The 19,014-nt window shown below is 68.2% G+C and carries 18 protein-coding genes and 1 pseudogene; 11 read left to right on the top strand and 8 right to left on the bottom strand.

What is annotated here, in order from left to right; translation table 11 throughout:
* Positions 1 to 12: 12 nt before the first annotated feature.
* On the bottom strand, positions 13 to 303 hold the full coding sequence (locus JM664_RS06625) for a ferritin-like domain-containing protein (protein WP_406675776.1): 291 nt from the start codon (positions 301 to 303) through the stop codon (positions 13 to 15).
* Positions 304 to 394: 91 nt separating this feature from the next.
* Entirely contained in the window at positions 395 to 871 is a 477-nt protein-coding gene (locus JM664_RS06620) for a hypothetical protein (RefSeq protein WP_227419131.1), read from the bottom strand.
* Positions 872 to 1,173: 302 nt separating this feature from the next.
* Between JM664_RS06620 and JM664_RS06615 the strand changes: the two genes are divergently transcribed.
* A complete protein-coding gene (locus tag JM664_RS06615; RefSeq protein WP_227419130.1) occupies positions 1,174 to 2,124 on the top strand; it encodes a dihydrodipicolinate synthase family protein in 951 nt (316 codons plus the stop codon).
* A 311-nt stretch (positions 2,125 to 2,435) separates the two neighbouring features.
* On the opposite strand, the gene JM664_RS06610 is transcribed toward JM664_RS06615, so the two are convergent.
* On the bottom strand, positions 2,436 to 3,293 hold the full coding sequence (locus JM664_RS06610) for an SDR family oxidoreductase (protein WP_227419129.1): 858 nt from the start codon (positions 3,291 to 3,293) through the stop codon (positions 2,436 to 2,438).
* A 179-nt stretch (positions 3,294 to 3,472) separates the two neighbouring features.
* Between JM664_RS06610 and JM664_RS06605 the strand changes: the two genes are divergently transcribed.
* The 6 genes and pseudogenes from JM664_RS06605 (at position 3,473) to trhA (ending at position 8,424) form a co-directional block, all read left to right on the top strand.
* Positions 3,473 to 4,003, top strand: coding sequence for a c-type cytochrome (locus JM664_RS06605; protein WP_227419128.1), 531 nt, complete (start codon positions 3,473 to 3,475; stop codon positions 4,001 to 4,003).
* Between the two features lie 15 nt (positions 4,004 to 4,018).
* On the top strand, positions 4,019 to 4,876 hold the full coding sequence (locus tag JM664_RS06600; protein WP_227419127.1) for a DUF305 domain-containing protein: 858 nt from the start codon (positions 4,019 to 4,021) through the stop codon (positions 4,874 to 4,876).
* A gap of 34 nt (positions 4,877 to 4,910) precedes the next feature.
* Positions 4,911 to 5,540, top strand: coding sequence for an alpha/beta hydrolase family protein (locus tag JM664_RS06595; RefSeq protein WP_227419126.1), 630 nt, complete (start codon positions 4,911 to 4,913; stop codon positions 5,538 to 5,540).
* Between the two features lies 1 nt (position 5,541).
* Positions 5,542 to 6,318, top strand: coding sequence for an exodeoxyribonuclease III (locus JM664_RS06590; RefSeq protein ID WP_227419125.1), 777 nt, complete (start codon positions 5,542 to 5,544; stop codon positions 6,316 to 6,318).
* A 116-nt stretch (positions 6,319 to 6,434) separates the two neighbouring features.
* Positions 6,435 to 7,289, top strand: a pseudogene (locus tag JM664_RS06585) (D-alanyl-D-alanine carboxypeptidase family protein); the annotation flags it as partial.
* A gap of 478 nt (positions 7,290 to 7,767) precedes the next feature.
* The gene (gene trhA / locus JM664_RS06580) at positions 7,768 to 8,424 is read left to right on the top strand and encodes a PAQR family membrane homeostasis protein TrhA (RefSeq protein ID WP_406675773.1); all 657 of its coding nucleotides are present in this window, start codon (positions 7,768 to 7,770) and stop codon (positions 8,422 to 8,424) included.
* Positions 8,425 to 8,443: 19 nt separating this feature from the next.
* Here trhA and JM664_RS06575 read toward each other — a convergent pair whose 3' ends face one another.
* Entirely contained in the window at positions 8,444 to 9,517 is a 1,074-nt protein-coding gene (locus tag JM664_RS06575) for a DUF475 domain-containing protein (RefSeq protein ID WP_227419123.1), read from the bottom strand.
* A gap of 271 nt (positions 9,518 to 9,788) precedes the next feature.
* On the opposite strand from JM664_RS06575, the gene JM664_RS06570 reads away from it, so the two are divergent.
* Positions 9,789 to 10,718, top strand: coding sequence for a DMT family transporter (locus tag JM664_RS06570; RefSeq protein ID WP_227419122.1), 930 nt, complete (start codon positions 9,789 to 9,791; stop codon positions 10,716 to 10,718).
* Here JM664_RS06570 and choV read toward each other — a convergent pair.
* Both choV and choW read right to left on the bottom strand, forming a co-directional pair.
* Entirely contained in the window at positions 10,672 to 11,691 is a 1,020-nt protein-coding gene (gene choV, locus JM664_RS06565; protein WP_227419121.1) for a choline ABC transporter ATP-binding protein, read from the bottom strand. The two genes, JM664_RS06570 and choV, sit on opposite strands and share 47 nt — an antisense overlap.
* Complete coding sequence (gene choW, locus JM664_RS06560; RefSeq protein ID WP_227419167.1) at positions 11,688 to 12,521, bottom strand: choline ABC transporter permease subunit; 834 nt, start codon at positions 12,519 to 12,521, stop codon at positions 11,688 to 11,690. The genes choV and choW overlap by 4 nt, the downstream gene beginning before the upstream one ends.
* A 68-nt stretch (positions 12,522 to 12,589) precedes the next feature.
* Between choW and JM664_RS06555 the strand changes: the two genes are divergently transcribed.
* Positions 12,590 to 13,219, top strand: a complete 630-nt coding sequence (locus JM664_RS06555; protein ID WP_227419120.1) for a glutathione S-transferase family protein — start codon at positions 12,590 to 12,592, stop codon at positions 13,217 to 13,219.
* 104 nt (positions 13,220 to 13,323) lie between these two features.
* Here JM664_RS06555 and choX read toward each other — a convergent pair whose 3' ends face one another.
* Positions 13,324 to 14,244: a choline ABC transporter substrate-binding protein gene (gene choX, locus JM664_RS06550; protein WP_227419119.1), complete on the bottom strand. Its 921-nt coding sequence runs from the start codon at positions 14,242 to 14,244 to the stop codon at positions 13,324 to 13,326.
* Between the two features lie 110 nt (positions 14,245 to 14,354).
* On the opposite strand from choX, the gene JM664_RS06545 reads away from it, so the two are divergent.
* Positions 14,355 to 15,932: a choline dehydrogenase gene (locus JM664_RS06545; protein WP_227419166.1), complete on the top strand. Its 1,578-nt coding sequence runs from the start codon at positions 14,355 to 14,357 to the stop codon at positions 15,930 to 15,932.
* A 3-nt stretch (positions 15,933 to 15,935) separates the two neighbouring features.
* Here the strand turns inward: JM664_RS06545 and JM664_RS06540 are convergent, their stop codons facing one another.
* On the bottom strand, positions 15,936 to 17,153 hold the full coding sequence (locus JM664_RS06540; RefSeq protein WP_227419165.1) for a multidrug effflux MFS transporter: 1,218 nt from the start codon (positions 17,151 to 17,153) through the stop codon (positions 15,936 to 15,938).
* Between the two features lie 167 nt (positions 17,154 to 17,320).
* Here JM664_RS06540 and JM664_RS06535 point away from each other — a divergent pair, with 167 nt between their 5' ends.
* Positions 17,321 to 18,853, top strand: coding sequence for an acyl-CoA carboxylase subunit beta (locus JM664_RS06535; RefSeq protein WP_227419118.1), 1,533 nt, complete (start codon positions 17,321 to 17,323; stop codon positions 18,851 to 18,853).
* The last annotated feature ends 161 nt before the right edge of the window (positions 18,854 to 19,014 follow it).

Below are 19,014 nucleotides of genomic sequence, written 5' to 3'. Positions count from 1 at the left end.
CGCGGTGATGCGCTACTGCTCAGCCTCGTCCGCGGGCTTCGCGTTCAGGAGCTCGTAGCGCTCGACGCCCATCCGCTCGTAGAGGTGGATCTGCGTCTCGAGGTAGTCGATGTGCCCCTCCTCGTCTGCGATCAGCTCCTCGAAGAGGTTCTTCGTCACGTAGTCGCCCACGCTCTCGCAGTGATCGCGCGCCTCGATGTAGAGGGTGCGTGCTTCGTGCTCGGCGGCGAGGTCGGCGTCGAGCGTCTCGCGCAGGGTCTCCTTGCCGGGTGTGATCACCGTATCGGGGTCGGCGGCGCGCATCCAGTCCAGAGCTGCGCGGATGTCGCGGTCGGTGATGGAGGCGCAATGGCAGACGATCATGAGCTCCGTCGCATGAGGCGGTTCCGGCGTTTCAGTGGCGTGTGGGGGCGGGGGGCATGGCGCCCGCTGTCCGTGCGGCGCGAAGGGCGATGCGGGCGATGGCGAGCCCGGCGGACTGGGCAAGGTGGACGGCGGGACAGAGCAGGTCGGCACGCACGAGCAGCGAGGCGATGAGCATCGCCTCCTCCCTCTCGCCGAGGGCGGCGGTCGTCACGAAATGCGCGAAGACCGCCTCGTCAGAGCCGACGGATCGGCATTTACTGCCATTCAGCACCAGGGTGCGTTGGCCGTACCGGGTGAGCATGTTGATCAGCTCGCCCCAGCAGTGAAGTGCGCGTTCCGCCTCGTCCTCCCCCAGTGCCGCGGTCGCGTGTGCCATGGTACGGGCTCGGCCGGATGCATCTGCGCACCAGTCGCGGAGGTACTGGACGACCAGTGCCTCGGGCGGTGGCAGATCCTCGAGCCAAGTGACCGGAGTGCCGCCGCGGATCGGCGCCGAAGCGGTCATCGGGTCCAGGTCTTCAGGGTCGCGGCCATCACAAACCTTCCTTCAGCCGATCGGCGGGCGCCTCAGGCGCGCCGGAAAGGCCGCGCATGTGGGCTTCTTTCTCCCCTGCTGCTCGATCGGTCTTCCGGTGCCCGGAAGCTTACAAAACAAAACTGGCAAGTCAATTCCGATTATTTCAGTTGGATTTAAGGGCCGGAAACGAACACGGAGCGCCAGGGGGCGTGTGGATCCCGGCAGGGGTGTTCTTCGAGGGAGCGCTCGGGCTAAGAAGCCGGCGAGACAGATGAACCTGGAGGAACACCATGCCCATGTCCGGCGTCCTGACGCCCGTCATCACCCCGTTCGACGAGGAGCTCCGGCCAGACGAGGCCAAGCTCGTGACGCATTGCCGCTGGATGCTGGAGAACGACGTCGGACTGGCGCTCTTCGGCACCAACTCCGAGGCCAACTCGCTCTCGCTCGCCGAGCGGAAGCGGCTGCTGGAGGTCGTGGTCGGGGCCGGTCTCCCGGCCAATCGGATGATGCCCGGGACCGGCACCAACAGCCTGCCCGAGACCATCGAGCTGACCCGGCATGCGGTGGAGCACGGCGTGGGCGGGGTGCTGATGCTGCCGCCCTTCTACTACAAGGGCGTGAGCGACGACGGTCTCTTCGACTATTTCAGCCGCGTGATCGAGGGCGTCGGGGACGACCGGCTGCGGATCTACCTCTACCACATCCCGCCGGTCGCGCAGATCCCGCTGGGGCTCGACCTGATCGAGCGGCTGCTCGACGCGCATCCCGGCATCATCGCCGGGGTCAAAGATTCGGGCGGCGACTGGAGTCACACCGAAGCGATGATCCAGCGCTTCGGCAGCCGCGGCTTTGAGGTTTTCGCGGGCTCGGAGGTGTTCCTCCTGAAGACGCTGCGGACCGGCGGCGTGGGCTGCATCTCGGCGACCGCAAACGTGAACCCCGCCGCGATTGCCGCGGTGGCCCGCGACTGGCAGGCCGACGACGCAGACGCGCGGCAGGCGGACCTTGATCGCGTCCGCGCCGTGTTCCAGTCCTATCCGATGATCCCGGCGCTGAAGGCGGCGACGGCGCACCACTCGGGCGATGCCGGCTGGCGCCGAGTCCGTCCACCCCTCGTGCAGCTCGACGAAAAGCAGCTCGCCAGCTTCCTCGGGGATCTGGAGGAGATCGGCTTCTCGATGCCCGGACTTCCGGAGGCCGAGGCCGCCAAGGCGCGTGAGAGCGCCACGGCCGGCTGAAAGGGCGCTGCGGCCCGGTGCGACCGGGCCGCAGCCTTTCCCGATCTGGACTCGCTTCCGCATCATGTTGGCTTTTCCGGTCGGATGGATCGGCGGCGGCCCCGACCATGCTCGCTCTGCGTTCGGCCATTGAGCGGCCGAAGCCGGTTTCCGGGCGCCCGCCGCCCGACTGCCGGGTCCGGTGGCAGGCTCTCCGATTTTCGCGACATCCGAGGCTATCGCCTGCCGCTCTGCGTGGAGGCCGGCAACATCTGCCGCACTGGCCCGTACTGCATTGGTCGAGCGGGTCTGGTTCGCCGGACCTGTCTTCGTCAGATGAAGGGCCGCCCACCGGTTACTGGGATCGTTGCGCCGATGATGTAGCTCGACTCGTCGCTCGCCAGCATGACGTAGGGCGGGGCGAGTTCCTTGGGCTGGCCGGCGCGGCCGATGGGGGTGTTCTTGCCGAAGCTCTTGACCTTCTCCGGCGGCATGGTCGACGGGATCAACGGTGTCCAGACGGGGCCGGGCGCCACGGCGTTCACGCGGATGCGGCGCTCCGCCAACATCTGCCCGAGGCCCGCCACGAAGTCGCGGATCGTGCCTTTCGTGGTCGCATAGGGCAGCAGCATCGGGCTTGGCTGGTCAGCGTTGATCGAGGTCGTGGCGATGATCGAGGCGCCTTCCTTCATGTGCGGCAGCGCGGCCTTCACGAGGTAGAAGAACGCGTCGACGTTGGTGGCGAAGGTGGTGCGCCACTCCTCCTCGGTGATGTCCTCGAAGGCGCCGAAGCTCGCCTGGTGCGCGGCGTTGCTCACCAGCACATCGAGGCCGCCGAAGGCCGAGACCGCCTCCTCAACGATCTTGCGGCAGTGCGCGGGGTCGCTCACGTCACCCGGCACCAGCACCGCCTTCTGGCCGGCCTCCTCGACGAGGCGCGCCGTCTCGCGCGCATCCTCGTCCTCGTTGAGATATGAGATCAGCACGTCCGCGCCCTCGCGTGCGAAGGCCAGCGCCACGGCGCGGCCGATGCCGCTGTCGGCGCCGGTGATGATGGTCCGCTTGCCGGCAAGGCGGCCATGGCCGACGTAGCTGTCCTCGCCATGGTCTGGGCGAGGGTCCATTTCGCCGGTCACGCCTGGCATGTCCTGCTGCTGCTCCGGCTGCGGAGGGGTCGGTTCGTGCGCCATTTTGACAATCCTGGATTGAGAGGTGGGTTTGTCCGACCCATGACCCTCGGCCCGTTCTGGTTCCCGCAAGAGCTCCCGATCACGCTGAGAGCAGCGCCGGCCGTTAGAAGCCACGGGGAACTGTCGGCGCGGCAGGCCATTGGGAACGAACAGGATCTGCTGACGACGGAGGCACGCCCATGAAATCGTTCCTTGGCGGAGCGCTCGCCGCCATAGCCGTCGCGGTCGTTGTCTGGCTGGCTGTTGCCTACACCGGCGCCTACAACGTGGCCGCGTCCGACCGGCACGCCGACCTAGTGCGGTGGACGCTGGACACGACGATGCACCGCTCGGTCGCGCGGCGATCCGGCGATGTGGAGCTGCCGGAGGAGTTCGAGGATGCGCTCGTGGTCGAAGGCGCGGGCCGCTACGCCGAGAGCTGCGCCTATTGCCATGGTGCGCCAGGGCAGGACCCGACGTACTGGTCGCGCGGCATGCGACCCGAGCCGCCGCACCTGATGGAGGCGGCGTCGGACTGGAGCGCCGAGGAGATCTACTGGATCGTCGAGAACGGCATCAAGATGTCGGGCATGCCGGCCTTCGGCGGCCACCACGGCCGGCAGGAGATCGCGGCTCTTAGTGCATTCGTCACGCGTCTGCCGGGTCTCACGCCCGAGGACTACGCGACGCTGATCGCCAATCCGCCCGGTGAGACGCCGGCCGCCAACTGACGAGAGGAGCGCCGCATGTCCTACATCCGCTTCGGGCTGATGATCCTCACCTCGACGGTGGTGATGTTCATCCTGATGTACCTTAACACCTACGCCTGGGAGCATCTCTTCTTCTCCGAGACGCGCACCTACATGGCGTTGATGATGGGCGCGACGATGGCGGTCATCATGCTGGCCTACATGCTCGGCATGTACTCCAACATGAAGCTCAACATCGCGATCTTCGTGGGCGCGGCGGTCGTCTTCGCGCTGATGCTTTGGCTGGTGCGCGGCCAGGCGACGGTGTCGGGGCCGAGCTACATGCGGGCGATGATCCCGCACCACTCGATCGCGGTGATGACCTCGGAGCGGGCGCAGATCCGCGACCCGCGCGTGGCCAAGCTCGCGCACGAGATCATCCTGGCGCAGCGGCGCGAGATCGCCGAGATGCGCTACCTGATCGCCGAAGTCTCGGCCGGCAACGTGGTCGAGAGCGTCTACGAGGACCCGCTGCCCGAAGTCGGTACGATTGGGGACGCGCTGTCGAACGTGCTGGTCTCGACGCTGGACCCGTCGCCGCTGGTCGAGGCTGAGGCGGACCAAGTGCTGGGCGACGGGCCGCGCTGCGTGTTCAACCGCAGTCCGGAAACGGACCCAATTCTCTGGGCCAGCGCTGGCGGCAATGCTGGCGTCATCAAGCTGAACGGCGTCATCGTGCCCATGGAGGCCGGGGCGGCGGTGGGGCCGGACGGCGCCACATTCGTCGCCGATGGCGCCACCGCCACCGTGCGTCCACTCGGCGCCGAGGCGGACTGGCGCTCGGACGCGGAGCTGGTCTTCGAGCTGGAGCGAGGGCTGCAGGTCGGCTACCGCGGCTTCTACACCTGCGAATGACGCCGGCGCCGGCGCCTCGCCGTCCCGGCAGCCGTTGTTCCTGTTCGAGGGTCCCTCGGACGCTCCGGCGTCCCTGCTGCTCGCCCACGGCGCGGGCGCGGCGATGGACTCCGCCTTCATGAATGCCGCCGTAGAAGCGTTCGCCCAGGCCGGGCTACATGTCGCGCGCTTTGAATTCGGCTACATGAGAGCGCAACGCGACCGTGGACGCCGTCCGCCGCCACGGGCGGAAGCGCTGGTGCCGGAGTATCGGGACGCCATTGACGCGCTAGCGGCACGCCAGCCGCTGGTGATCGGCGGCAAGTCCCTTGGCGGTCGCGTCGCGAGCCTGCTGGCGGACGAGGAATTCAGCGGCGGCCGCGCTGCGGGCCTGCTCTGCCTCGGCTACCCGTTTCACCCGGTCGGCAAGCCCGACCGCCTCAGGACGGCGCACCTCGCGGGCCTGGCGACACCGACGCTGATTTGCCAGGGCACGCGCGACCCGCTTGGCAGCCGCGAGGAGGTCGAGGGCTACGCCCTCTCGGACAGGATCGAGCTGCTGTGGCTCGAAGACGGCGACCACGATCTGAAGCCACGCAAGCGGACGACGGGGCTGACTCAGGCGGATCATCTTGCCATCATCGCGGAGCGGACGGCGCAGTGGGTTGCCGGCCTGGTGCGCTAGGATGCGCATCGCCACCTTCAACATCAACGGCATCAATCGCAGGCTCGGGAACCTGCTTGAATGGCTGAGCGAGACACAGCCCGACGTGGTCTGCCTGCAGGAGCTTAAGGCTGAGCAGGCGGCCTTTCCGCGGACCGAAATCGAGGCGGCAGGCTACGGTGCCCTCTGGCGGGGACAGCGCGGCTGGAACGGCGTCGCGATCCTCGCGCGCGGGGCCGCGCCGGTGCCGACGCGGCTGGACCTGCCGGGCGACGCGGCCGATGCGCAGCGGCGCTATGTCGAGGCGGCGGTCCGGGGCGTCGTCGTCGCATCGCTCTACGCGCCGAACGGAAATCCGCAGCCGGGACCGAAGTTCGACTACAAACTTCGCTGGCTCGCGCGGTTGCGGGACCGTGCCTCGGGACTGCTTGCCGCGGGCGTCCCTGTCGTGCTCGCCGGCGACTACAACGTGGTGCCGGAGGCGCGGGACATCTATGCGACGACGTCCTACGACAACGATGCGCTGGTCCAGCCGGAGGCGCGCGCGGCGCTGCGGAGGCTCGTCGACGACGGCTGGACGGATGCGCTGCGCGCCGCGCATCCCACCGCCACGCTCTACACCTTCTGGGACTATCGCCGGAACCGATGGCCGCGGGACGCGGGCCTGCGCCTGGATCACGTCCTGCTGAGCCCGGACCTCGCACCGCGCCTGACCGCCGCCGGCGTCGACCGCAGCGTGCGCGGCCGCGAAAATGCCAGCGACCACGCGCCGGTCTGGGTCGACCTCGACATCCGCTAGGGCCCGCGGACATTCACCTCGTCGAAAGGTCTCGCGGGCCATGAGGCGCCGAGATCGGCGCAGAAGCGCACCGCTCCGCCCGGTTGGCAGAGCGGCCGCAAGGGCAGGGAGCGGTCATGCAGCACACCCATTCAGGGTTCCGGCATCCGGCCGCCGCGGTCCTCGTGCTGGCGTTTGGCCTCCTGACGCTGGCCGTTCCGGCACTAGCGGCGCCACACGCAGCCTTCGTCATGGATGCCCGCTCGGGCGAGGTCTATCATCAGGAGAACGCGGATGCTCGGCTGCATCCGGCTTCGCTCACCAAGATGATGACGCTCTACATCGCGTTCGAGGCGGCCGAGCGCGACGAAATCGATCTGGAGGAAGAGACCTTCGTCTCGGCCAACGCGGCGTCGGAGCCGCCTTCGCGCCTCGGCCTTTCTGAAGGGCAGCGGATCAAGCTCGTGCATCTGGTCCGCGCCACTGCCGTCAAGTCGGCCAACGACGCCGCGACCGCGCTGGGCGAGGCGATCTCCGGCAGCGAGGAGGCGTTCGTCGAGCGTATGAACGCCACGGCGGCGGCGCTGGGCATGTCGGGCACCAGCTTTCGCAACGCCCACGGCCTGACGGAGGAGGGGCACCTCTCCACGGCGCGGGACATGTCCATCCTAGGGCGGCAGCTCTTCTTCGACTTCCCCGCCTATTACAACCTCTTCAGCAGGCAGACAGCGGATGCCGGGATGGCGCAGGTCGGTCATACCAACGGACGCTTCCTGCGCGACTACCCCGGCGCGGACGGCATCAAGACAGGCTACACCCGCGCGGCCGGCTACAACCTCACCGCGTCGGCCGAGCGCGACGGAGAGCGGCTGATCGTCACGCTCCTTGGGGGCGCCTCCACGGTTGCGCGCAACGCCAAGGTGGCGCAGCTGATGGACGCCGGCTTCGCGGCGGCGCCGAGTGTCGTGGCGGTCGATGCGCCGCCAAAGCCGCGTTATGCGACCCGGCATCTCATGGTCGCGAGGGGCAGTGCGTTCGGCACGGTGCCGCAGGATCTTGCCGGACCCGGCTCGTTCTTCGCCGCGACACCGGGTTTGCCCGCCGCGCCGGGAGGAACACCTGCGGTGGTCGCGCCTGCGGCAGCCGCCGCGCCGAGGGGCGGCGTCGGACTGGCCGGGCTCGGCGGACCGGCAGACCCCTACATCGCGCGGCTGCGGTAGCGGGCGGGCGAATCAGTGCGCGCGTCGGCTGGCCGGACTCACGGTCCTGCGGTTGCGATAGAGGTGCGGCTGGCACACGTTGTCGGCGAGTGACGCGACGACGGTCCCTTTCGTCAAGGGACGGGCGAAGCCCTCGTGTTACATTGGCGGGATAGAAAGTGCCTGTCTTACGTCGTCCGGGTATCGCCAGATGTTTTCTTCGTTCTTGCCTCGTACCGAGTATAGCCGCGCCGAGCGCCTGTCTGACGCAGTGGTCCACGCGCTTGCCCTGTCGGCCGCGATTCTGGCGGCACCGGTTCTGATCACGCTCGCCTCGGTCTGGCACGGGAACGCGGCGGCGGTGGTCGGCACCACCGTCTACGGCATCACCCTCATCGCGATGATCCTCTGCTCGGCCCTATACAACATCTGGGATTCGAGCGAGTGGACGGCGCTCTTCCGACGGCTCGATCACTCGGCGATCTACTTCAAGATCGCGGGCACCTACACGCCCTTCATCCTGCTGTCCGGCGGACAGGACGGTTACCTGCTTGTCGCGCTCTGGACGGCAGCATTCGCCGGAACCGCACTGCGGATCCTTGCGCCCGAGCGGATGCGGTGGGTGGCAATCGGGCTCTATCTCTTGATGGGCTGGGCGATCGTGTTCGCGGGTCAGAACCTCCTCGCCGCGCTGCCGCCGCACGTCGTATGGCTGATGATCGTGGGCGGCGTTCTCTACACCGCCGGCGTCGCATTCTACCTCTTCGAGCGGATGCCGTTCCACAACACGATCTGGCACGTGTTCGTCATGGCCGCGAGCGTGATCTTCTTTGCCGCGGTCACGGCGCAGGTGGCTGAGACGCGTCATCCGGCCGGCGCCGTCGAACTGGCGCCGGCGGAAGTGGCCGTCGAACCCTCGGCGGCCTGACGAGGCTCCTCCCGCGCTCCTAGAGCTTCGAGCCGTCCGGTCCCACCAGCTCGCTGTTGGCCCTGTTCCAGCGGACCGACGACCAGAGCGAGATGCCGATCAAGGCCGCGCCGCCGAGTCCGGTGATGACCTCCGGAATGTGAACCAGCGATTGCGCGTACATGATCACCGAGAGGATCAGGATCGCGTAGAACGCGCCGTGCTCGATGTAGCGGTAGCGCGCCAGCGTTCCCTTCTCGACCAACATGATGGTCATCGAGCGCACGTACATCGCGCCGATGCCGAGACCGATTGCGATCACGAAGAGGTTCTGGCTGAGCGCGAAGGCGCCGATCACGCCGTCGAACGAGAAAGAGGCGTCGAGCACCTCCAGGTACAGGAACGCGCCCAGCCCGCCCTTGGCCGCCGTGTCGAGCGCTTGCTGCGAGGCATCGATCAGTCCGCCCGCCACCTCGACCAGCAGGAATGTCAGCAGGCCATAGATCGCCGAATGGACGAAGACCGACGCCTCCGGTCCCTCCAGCGCCCGAGAGAAGCCGAGGATCAACAGGAGCACGAAGGCAACCTCGATTCCACGGACCGTGGCGAAGCGGGCGGCCTTCTCCTCGATCCAGCGGACCCAGTGCACGTCCTTCTCGTGGTCGAAGAAGTAGGTGAGGCCCACCATCATCAGGAACGTGCCGCCGAACGCCGCGATCGGCAGGTGCGCCTCGTTCATGATGCGCGCGTACTCCTCGGGTCGCGCGGCGGCCAGGTAGATCGCCTGGATCGGGCCGATCTGCGCCGCGATGACAACGATCAGCAGCGGGAAGATGATCCGCATCCCGAAGACGGCGATCAGGATCCCCCACGTCAGGAAACGCCGCTGCCAGGCCGGCGTCATCGTCTTGAGCTTGTTGGCGTTGACGATCGCGTTGTCGAACGACAGCGAGATCTCGAGGATGGCGAGGACGAAGCAGATGAAGAAGATCGTCGCGGTCCCGGAGGCCGTGCCGGTCATTCGCCAGCCGAGGAGCGCGCCCAGGGCCAGCCCCGCGAAGGTGACGATGAAGGCCCACTTGAAGTAGTACATCAGTCCATTCTGGGCGCTCATGTCCGCGCCTCCGGTGCACGCCGAGGGGCGCGCGCTTCCGCTCGTGACGAAGTCATTGTTGTCGATTTCCCGGCGGCATTCTCATGCTCGCGGCGCCGACATCACGAGTGCGCCGCATGCACTCGCCAGAGGGGCCCGGTCACCGAAGTGTTGCCCGCGATGGCGGGCGCGTTCGACGTAGACCAGCCGCTCCTGCAGATGCAAGGGGCGGGCGGCGTCGCATCGGCGGACGGCACTTGCCGAGACCAGGGCTCCGTGCCAACCCGTCCGCATGAGCGAGCCGACCGATCGTCCCCTTGCGGGAATGCTTTGGATGCTGCTGACGGGGCTGTGCTTCGTCGCGGTGACGGCGATCGTCAAGCATGTGGGCGCCGAAATGCCTCCGGCCGAAGCGGCCTTCCTTCGGTATGCGCTGGGCTTGGTGTTCCTGTTGCCCATACTGGGTGCGCTGAGGCGCGAGGGCTTCGGCGGGCGGCGCGGCGTCGGCCTCTTCGCGGTGCGCGGCGGGGTGCATGCGCTGGGCACCATCCTGTGGTTCTACGCGATGACGCAGATCCCGATCGCTGAAGTGACGGCGCTGAACTACCTCTCGCCGGTCTACATTACGCTCGGCGCCGCGCTGTTTCTGGGCGAGCCGCTGGCGGCGCGGCGGCTGGCGGCCATCGGCGCGGCGCTGGTGGGGGTTCTCCTGATCCTGCGTCCAGGTGTGCGAGAGGTGTCGAGCGGTCATCTGGCGATGCTGGCGACCGCGATCTTTTTCGCGATCTCCTACCTGATCGCGAAGCGGATGACGCGAACGTCGAGTCCGCCCATGGTGGTAGCCATGCTCTCGGTCGGCGTTACGCTGGGTCTCGCGCCGTTTGCGGCCGCGGTATGGGTGCCGCCGAGCCTGGCGCAGATCGGCTGGCTGTTCCTGACAGCCGCGGTCGCCACCGTGGCTCATCTGGCGATGACATTCGCCTTTCGTGCGGCGCCGGTCGCGGTGACGCAGCCGATGACGTTTCTGCAGCTTGTTTGGGCTGCCCTTTTGGGCTGGGCCGTATTTGGCGAGGCGCTGGACCCGTGGGTCCTGTCTGGCGGCACGATCATCGTCGCATCTGTCTGCTTCATCGCCTGGCGCGAGTCGGTCGCAGGGCGCCGCCGCGCCGCCGGGATCAGCCCCGCGGGGCGGCCAGTCTCGCCAGAACGGCCCGTTCCGTGACGTGACCCAGGACGCGGCCGTCCTCGGCGACGGCCAGCGGGCGGCCGCGCAGGCGGTTCATCACCTCGGCAAGCGGCAGGTCCGGCGGCACTGCGCCGTCGGCCGGACCGTCCGGCGGCGTCATGACGTCCCGCGCGCAGAGTACGCCGAGCGGGTTCATTTGCGCGACGAAGTCCGCCACGTAGTCGCTGGCCGGCCGCGTGAAGATGTCGCGTGGCGTGCCCTGCTGGACGATGCGGCCGCCGTCCATGATCGCGATCCGGTCGCCGAGCTTGAACGCCTCGTCAAGATCGTGGCTGACGAAGATCACCGTCCGCCTGAGCTGGCGTTGCAGCACGCAGAGCTCGTCCTGCAGGCGCGTGCGGATCAGCGGGTCGAGCGCCGAGAACGGCTCGTCCATCAGCAGGATCGGGGCTTCCGTCGCGAAGGCGCGGGCGAGGCCGACGCGCTGCTGCATCCCGCCCGAAAGCTCCGCCACGCGGGCGTCGGCGCGGTCGGCGAGGCCGACGATCTCAAGCTGGTGGCGCACGCGTTCGTCCCGCTCGCGCCACTGGATGCCCTCGAACTCCAGCCCCAGTCCGACATTCTCGGCGACACTGCGCCAAGGCAGCAGACCGAACTGCTGGAAGACCATGGCGATCCGATTCCGGCGGAGGCGCCTGAGGGTGCGGGCGTCGGCGTGGGTGACCGAGATCGCCTCGTCGCCGTCGTGCACCCGCACCTCGCCGCGAACCGGATGCGCGAGGCCATTGACCGCACGGAGCAGCGTCGACTTGCCGGAGCCGGAGAGGCCCATCAGCACCACCATCTCGCCCTCGTGCACCGTGAGCGAGCAGTCATGCACGCCGAGGATCTGGCCTGTCGCCTCGGCCACTTCGGCGCGATTGGCGCCGGCATCCATCAGCGGCAGCGCATCGGTCGGACGGTCGCCGAACACGATCGAGACCCGGTCGAAGGTGACGACGTCGCTCACCGCTGCTCGACCCTGAGCATCCGGTCGAGCGCAACGGCGACGACGACGATCACGAGGCCCGCCTCGAAACCCAACGCGGTGTTCACCTGGTTGAGCGCCCGGACCACCGGCACACCGAGGCCGTCGGCGCCGACGAGGGCCGCGATCACCACCATGCTGAGCGAGAGCATGATCGTCTGGTTCAGGCCCGCCATGATCTGCGGAAAGGCATAGGGCAGCTCCACCTTCCACAGGCGCTGGCGATCCGTGGCTCCGAACGCCTCGGCCGCCTCCATCAGCGCGGCGGGCGTCGACGAGATGCCGAGGTGGGTCAGCCGGATCGGCGCCGGCAGCACGAAGATTACCGTGGCAAGCAGGCCCGGCACCATGCCGATTCCGAAGAAGACGATCGCCGGGATCAGGTAAACGAAGGTCGGCAGCGTCTGCATCAGGTCGAGGACAGGGCGCATCCACGCGTAGAGCGTCGGCCGGTGCGCCGCGGCGATGCCGATCGGCACGCCCACCGCCATGCAGACGAGGCAGGAGGCGAGGACGAGCGTCAGGCTCTCTGTCGTCTCCTCCCAGTAGCCCTGATTCAAGACGAAGAGGAAGGCGGCTGCGACGAGGATGCAGGTGGAGAGGCGCCGCTGGAGCAGCCAGGTCAACGCCGCGAAGACCACCACGACGATCAGCGGGTGCGGGGTCTGAAAGGCCCAGAGCAGCCAGCCGATCAGCGCGTCCATCGCGTCCGAGATCGCGTCGAAGACCCACGCGCCGTTGACCTGCAGCCAGTCGAAGATGCGGCTGGCGGTGGCTCCGACGGGGATCTTCGTTCCGGTCAGCCAGTCCACTGTCGTGACCAATTGCGGGGTCGCGCGGGCCGTGGCACGCTCCGCCTGCACAGCGACCCGGAGGAGACATGGCCGATCTGACCTTCTGGACGAACCCGATGTCGCGCGGGCGCATCGTCCGGTGGATGCTGGAGGAGACGGGTGCCGAGTACGAGACCCACGTCCTCGGCTACGGGCCGGAGATGAAGTCGCCCGACTATCTGGCCGTCAATCCGATGGGCAAGGTTCCGGCGATCCGCCATCGCGGTACGGTCGTGACCGAGTGCGCGGCGATCTGCGCCTATCTTGCGGACGCATTCCACGAAGCGGGCCTTGCGCCCGATCCGGCGAGCCCGGCGCGCGGGACCTACTATCGCTGGCTCTTCTTTGGCGCCGGTCCGGTGGAGGCGGCGGTCACGAACGCCTCGCTCGGCGTGAAGCTGGAGACGCCACAGCTCGAGGGGCGCGTGGGCTACGGCAGCATGCAACGCGTGCTGGACACACTGCAGGACTGGCTGGATGGGCGCGAGTATGTGCTGGGCGACAGGTTCTCGGCGGCGGACGTGTATCTCGGGGCGCAGGTCGCGTGGGGTCTGCAGTTCGGCACGCTGGAGGAGCGGCCGGGTTTTCGCGACTATGCCGAGCGGCTGATGGCGCGGTCGGCTGCGATACGGGCGCGCGAGGCGGACGACGCACTGATACCGCAGGGAAACGGCTGAGCCATCCTGCGAAGCGGTCGGGGCTGCGCCCCGGCACGACGCCTCGGCCCCCCTCCCGTCCTCCCCCCGTGTCCTGGGGGAGGGGCGCCCTGGCAGGCGGCGCGTCAGAGGCCGAGCTCGGCCCGCACCGCGGCGAGGCCGTCCTCGCCACCCAGGGTGGTGACACCGTCGAGCCAGGTGTCGAGCACCGCGGGGTTCTGCGTGAGCCAGTCGCGCGCCGCCTGCTGCGGATCCTCGCCCTCGTCCAGTATGGCGCCCATGATCTCGTTCTCCATCGCGAGGCTGAAGACGAGGTTCTGGAGGAGCTGGCCAATGTTCGGACATTCTTCGAGGAAGCCGGCGGTCACGTTGGTATGGACCGTGGCGCCGCCCAGATCGGGGCCGAACCAGTCGTCGCCGCCCTCGAGGTAGGTCAGATCGAAGGCCGCGTTCATCGGATGCGGTTCCCAGCCCAGGAACACGACCGGCTCGCCCCTGCGGTCGGCGCGGGCGACCTGCGCCAGCATGCCTTGCTCGGAACTCTCCGAGAGCTCGAACCCGCCGAGGCCGAAGGCATCCTGCTCGATCATGTCGAGGATCAGGCGGTTGCCGTCGTTGCCGGGTTCGATACCGTAGATCTGGCTGTCGAGCGCCTCGGCGTGCGTGGCGATATCGGCGAAGGAGGTGATGCCCAGACCGGCCGCTGCGGCATTGGCGGCGAGCGTATACTTGGCGCCTTCGAGGTTGGCGCGCACCGTCTCGACTGTGCCGGCCTCGCGGTAGGGGGCGATGTCACCCTCCATCGTCGGCATCCAGTTGCCGAGGAACACCTCGATGTCGCCGGCGGCGAGCGACTGGTACGTGACGGGCACCGAGAGGATCTTAACCTCGGTTTCGTATCCCAGCGCATCGAGCACGACAGTCGTGGCGGCGGTGGTGGCGGTGATGTCGGTCCAGCCGACGTCGGAGAAGACGATCGTCTCGCAGTCGGCCAAAGCGGCGCCAGCGGCCAGAGTCACGGCGGCTGTCGTCAAGGTCAGCTTCATCGGCGTCATCCCCCTGTCTGCCGGGCGCGCGAGCGGGTAAACCGTTCCTGCGTCCCTCGTTGCGGCAGAGCCTAGCGTTGCGGGGCACGGGTTGAAAGGGCGTCGGCTTGCTGGAGGCGGAATACATCATCGTCGGCGCGGGATCGGCCGGATGCGCGGTGGCGTTCCGGCTGGCCGAGGCGGGCAAGTCGGTCATCGTCGTCGAGTTCGGGGGCAGCGACGCCGGGCCGCTGATCCGGATGCCGGGCGCGCTGAGCTTTCCGATGCGGACGACGCGCTACGACTGGGGCTATCGGACAGAGCTCGAGCCGGGCCTCGGTGGCCGGCGGCTGGCGGCGCCAAGGGGCAGGGTGCTGGGCGGCTCGTCCTCGATCAACGGCATGGTGTGGGTGCGGGGGCATCCGCTAGACTATGCCGCGTGGGTCGAGGCGGGCGCCGAGGGGTGGGACTGGCGCGACGTCGAGCCCTACTTCCGCCGGATCGAGACATGGGACGGCGGTGCGTCCAGTAACCGCGGTCATGACGGACCGGTGCATGTCCGCCGTGCGAGGCCGGTGGAGCCACTGGTCCGGGCGTATCTCGAGGCGGGGCGGCAAGCGGGGCTGCCGGCGACGGACGATTACAACGGCGCGCGTCAGGACGGCATTTGCCTGCTCGACGCGACGATCCGGAATGGTCACCGCTGGTCGGCGGCGGACGCCTATCTCCGGCCGGCGCTTTGTCTGGGGGCGCGGCTGGTGCGGGGGCTGGCGGCGCGCGTGGTGCTGGAGGGGCGGCGGGTGACCGGTGTGGTGCTGTCGGACGCGCGGGTGGTGCGGGCGCGGCGCGAGGTGATCGTTTCAGCCTCGGCCTTCAACTCGCCGAAGCTGCTGATGCTCTCGGGCATCGGGCCGGCGGAGGAGCTCAGACGTCACGGGATCCGAGTCGTGGCGGACCGGGCGGGGGTGGGCGAGAACCTTCAGGACCATCTGGAGGTCTACGTGCAGGTGGGGGCGCGCTCCGCCGTGGGGCTGCACCGGCACTGGTCGCTCGCGGGGCGGGTTTTGGCGGGCGGGCGCTGGCTGCTGGCGCGGAGCGGACCCGCGGCGTCGAACCAGTTCGAGGCGGGCGCCTTCCTGCGCAGCGCGCCTGATGTCGCGTACCCGGACGTGCAGCTCCACTTCCTGCCGCTCGCAGTACGCTACGACGGGACGGGCGCGCTTTGCGGCTACCAGCTCCACGCGGGTCCCATGCGGTCGCGTTCGCGGGGGCGGGTGACGCTGCGGTCGCGCGAGCCGGCCGACCCGCCGCGGATCGCGTTCGGCTACATGAGCCATCCCGACGACTGGCACGAGATGCGGACGGCGATCCGCCTGGCGCGGCAGATCCTGCGACAGCCGGCGCTCGCGCCGCACATGGCACGGGAGATCGCGCCCGGCGACGGGGTGGAGAGCGACGCGGCGCTGGACGATTTCGTGCGGGACACGGCCGAAAGCGCCTTTCATCCCTGCGGCACCTGCCGGATGGGCCGACGCGACGATCCCTTAGCCGTCACCGACCCGGAGGGGCGAGTGATCGGCGTGGACGCGCTGCGCGTGGCGGACAGCTCGATCATCCCGCGCATCACCAACGGAAACCTCAATGCGCCGTCGATGATGGTGGGCGAGAAAATCGCGGATCACATCCTCGGGCGACAGCCGCCCGGCTGAGGGTCACACGGCGCCGATCTGACGCTCGCGCCGCTTCACGTAAATGATGCAGAGGAGCGCGAGAGCCGAGGTCCCCACCATGAGCCAAAGGAGCGGCCAGGCGCCGCGCTCGGGCGTCAGGAGCGATCCGGCGGTTGCGGAAAGCGCGGCGCCGCCACCGATCATCACCGCACCGCCGAGGCCGCTCGCCGTGCCGGCGAGGTGCGGCCTGACTGATAGGAGGCCGGAGGTCGCGTTGGGCAGGATGAGCCCGTTGCCGATGCCGACGAAGGTCATGAACCCGAAGAACACGAGCGGCGACTCGAAGCCGAGAGCGAAGAGCAGGACCGAGACGAGGAGGCCGGCGAGCGTCAGCCACGCGCCCGCGAGGATCATCGTGTTGATGCCGAAGCGTGCGGAGTAGTGGCCCGAGAGACCGTTGCCGATCCCGTAGCCCACGGCCGGCGCACCGAAGTAGATCCCGAGCATGGCCGGCGTCAGGCCGAAGATCTCGCTGCCTACGTAAGGAGCGCCTCCCAGGTAGGCGAAGAAGGCGCCACTCGCGAACGCGGCGGCGAGCGCATAGCCCCAGAAGCGCCGGGAGCCGAGGAGCTCCGGATACTCGCGGATCTGCTGGGCAAAGCTTGCCGAGGTGCGGTGAGCAGTCTCGCCCAGATCCGCCCAGGCTAGGCCGAGCACCGCGGCTCCGAGCAGGAGCTGGATCAAGAAGTTGGCTTTCCACCCGAAGACCTGATCGAGCAGGCCGCCCAGCACCGGCGCAGCCATCGGGACCAGCGCCATGCCCATCGTGATCCACCCGATCATGGAAGCCGCCTCGTCCTGCGGGACCATGTCGCGCACCACAGCGCGACTCAGCACCATCCCGACGACGATGACCGCCTGCGCCATCCGGAAAGTCAGGAAGATCTCGGCCGTCGGGGCGAGGAGGCAGCCGAGTGTGGCGAGGAGAAAGCCGCCGAAGCCCCACAGGATGACCGGGCGCCGCCCCATCCTGTCGGCGATGGGGCCGACGAGGAGTTGCAGCACGGCACTCACCGCGAGGTAGAGCGAGACCGAAAGCTGCATCACCGAGTACTCGGTTTCGAAATAGGCTGTCATGCCGGGCAGCGAGGGCAGGAACACGTTCATCGACAGCGCAGGCACACCGATGAGCAGGATCAGGGTTCCGATGTGTGGCGGGGTCGTGCGGTCGAGGAACCGCACCTGCTGATGATGCACCATGGCGCCGAGGTAGATCGCCGCTGCGGCGCTGTCCACATGCCCTTGGCGTGGCGGCGGGAGGTCCGGCTTGTGACCGCGCCGCAGCAAGCACAGCGACAAGCGAGCGAGTGGCCTTTCGGCGGCAGGACCTCTCGACTATCCAGTCAGAGCGGCTTTGGGAGATTGTCATGAAGGACATCCTGCGGGAGCTTGAGGAGCGGCGCGCCGGCGCCAGGCTGGGCGGCGGCGAGCGGCGGATCGAGGCGCAGCACGCCAAGGGCAAGTTGACCGCACGCGAGCGGCTGGAGCTCCTGCTGGATGAGGGATCGTTCGAGGAGTTCGACATGTTCGTCACCCACCGGGCGACGGACTTCGGCATGGCGGCGCAGCGGCCGGCGGGCGACGGGGTGGTCACGGGCTGGGGCACGATCAACGGTCGCATGGTCTATGTGTTCAGCCAGGATTTCACCGTCTTCGGCGGCTCGCTCAGCGAGACCCATGCCCAGAAGATCTGCAAGATCATGGACATGGCGATGCAGAACGGCGCGCCGGTGATCGGGCTGAACGACTCGGGCGGCGCCCGCATCCAGGAGGGGGTGGCGAGCCTCGCCGGTTACGCCGAGGTGTTTCAGCGAAACATCATGGCCTCGGGTGTCGTGCCGCAGATCAGCGTCATCATGGGTCCCTGCGCCGGCGGCGCGGTCTACAGTCCGGCGATGACCGACTTCATCTTCATGGTGCGGGATACGTCCTACATGTTCGTCACCGGCCCCGATGTGGTGAAGACCGTGACGAACGAGGTCGTCACAGCCGAGGAGCTCGGCGGCGCTACCACGCACACCCGCAAGTCTTCGGTCGCCGACGGCGCCTTCGAGAACGACATCGAGGCGCTGACTGAGATACGCCGCCTGGTCGACTTCCTGCCGCAGAACAACCGCGGTGGCGTGCCGGTCCGGCCGTTCTTCGACGACCCGGCCCGCGTGGAGATGAGCCTCGACACGCTGGTCCCGGCCAATGCGAACGCGCCCTACGACATGAAGGAGCTGATCGCGAAGACGGCGGACGAGGGCGACTTCTACGAGATCCAGGCGGACTTCGCCAAGAACATCGTCACCGGCTTTATCCGGCTCGAGGGCCGTACCGTCGGCGTCGTCGCAAACCAGCCCATGGTTCTGGCAGGCTGCCTCGACATCGATTCCTCACGCAAGGCGGCCCGCTTCGTGCGCTTCTGCGACGCCTTCGAGATCCCGATCCTCACTTTCGTGGATGTTCCCGGCTTCCTGCCCGGCACGGGGCAGGAACTCGGCGGTGTCATCAAGCATGGCGCCAAGCTTCTCTTCGCCTACGGCGAGGCCACCGTGCCAAAGGTCACCGTCATCACTCGCAAAGCCTACGGCGGGGCGTATGACGTCATGGCATCGAAGCACCTGCGCGGCGACTTCAACTATGCCTGGCCCTCGGCCGAGATTGCGGTCATGGGCGCCAAGGGCGCGACCGAGATCCTCTACAGGTCCGAATTGAGTGACACAGAAAAGATCGCAGAAAGAACAGCCGAGTACGAGGCAAACTTCGCAAACCCGTTCAAGGCGGCGGAGCGCGGCTTCATCGACGAGGTGATCATGCCGCACTCGACCCGCCGCAGGGTCTGCCGCGCCTTCGCCTCGCTGCGCAACAAGCGCCTGAGCAATCCCTGGAAGAAGCACGACAACATCCCGCTCTGAGCGCGACGGCTCAGGCGGCACCGGGCAGGCCTAGCGGCGACCCGCCGCCGGCTTCTCTTTTGGCTCTCGCGGCCGCTCCGCGACTTTGCCATGATCCCGGTGCCGCACTAGATTCCCGGAGTGAACCGGGCCCGCGCGGCCCAAAACAGTGGAACGAAAGG

The sequence above is a fragment of the Roseitranquillus sediminis genome (assembly GCF_016918935.1).
In the GTDB taxonomy this organism is placed as follows: Bacteria; Pseudomonadota; Alphaproteobacteria; order Rhodobacterales; family Rhodobacteraceae; genus Roseitranquillus; species Roseitranquillus sediminis.
Note: the sequence above shows the minus strand (reverse complement) of the source record. Positions and strands in the feature narration are given on the sequence as shown.

What these genes read in the sequence shown, in the direction of transcription:
- JM664_RS06540 (WP_227419165.1), bottom strand. Translation starts at nt 17,153, where the DNA reads ATGGTGCATCATCAGCAGGTGCGGTTCCTCGACCGCACGACCCCGCCA.
- JM664_RS06615 (WP_227419130.1), top strand. Translation starts at nt 1,174, where the DNA reads ATGCCCATGTCCGGCGTCCTGACGCCCGTCATCACCCCGTTCGACGAG.
- JM664_RS06555 (WP_227419120.1), top strand. Translation starts at nt 12,590, where the DNA reads ATGGCCGATCTGACCTTCTGGACGAACCCGATGTCGCGCGGGCGCATC.
- JM664_RS06605 (WP_227419128.1), top strand. Translation starts at nt 3,473, where the DNA reads ATGAAATCGTTCCTTGGCGGAGCGCTCGCCGCCATAGCCGTCGCGGTC.
- JM664_RS06570 (WP_227419122.1), top strand. Translation starts at nt 9,789, where the DNA reads ATGAGCGAGCCGACCGATCGTCCCCTTGCGGGAATGCTTTGGATGCTG.
- JM664_RS06625 (WP_406675776.1), bottom strand. Translation starts at nt 303, where the DNA reads ATGCGCGCCGCCGACCCCGATACGGTGATCACACCCGGCAAGGAGACC.
- JM664_RS06575 (WP_227419123.1), bottom strand. Translation starts at nt 9,517, where the DNA reads ATGAGCGCCCAGAATGGACTGATGTACTACTTCAAGTGGGCCTTCATC.
- JM664_RS06610 (WP_227419129.1), bottom strand. Translation starts at nt 3,293, where the DNA reads ATGGCGCACGAACCGACCCCTCCGCAGCCGGAGCAGCAGCAGGACATG.
- JM664_RS06600 (WP_227419127.1), top strand. Translation starts at nt 4,019, where the DNA reads ATGTCCTACATCCGCTTCGGGCTGATGATCCTCACCTCGACGGTGGTG.
- JM664_RS06535 (WP_227419118.1), top strand. Translation starts at nt 17,321, where the DNA reads ATGAAGGACATCCTGCGGGAGCTTGAGGAGCGGCGCGCCGGCGCCAGG.
- JM664_RS06620 (WP_227419131.1), bottom strand. Translation starts at nt 871, where the DNA reads ATGACCGCTTCGGCGCCGATCCGCGGCGGCACTCCGGTCACTTGGCTC.
- choX (WP_227419119.1), bottom strand. Translation starts at nt 14,244, where the DNA reads ATGAAGCTGACCTTGACGACAGCCGCCGTGACTCTGGCCGCTGGCGCC.
- JM664_RS06590 (WP_227419125.1), top strand. Translation starts at nt 5,542, where the DNA reads ATGCGCATCGCCACCTTCAACATCAACGGCATCAATCGCAGGCTCGGG.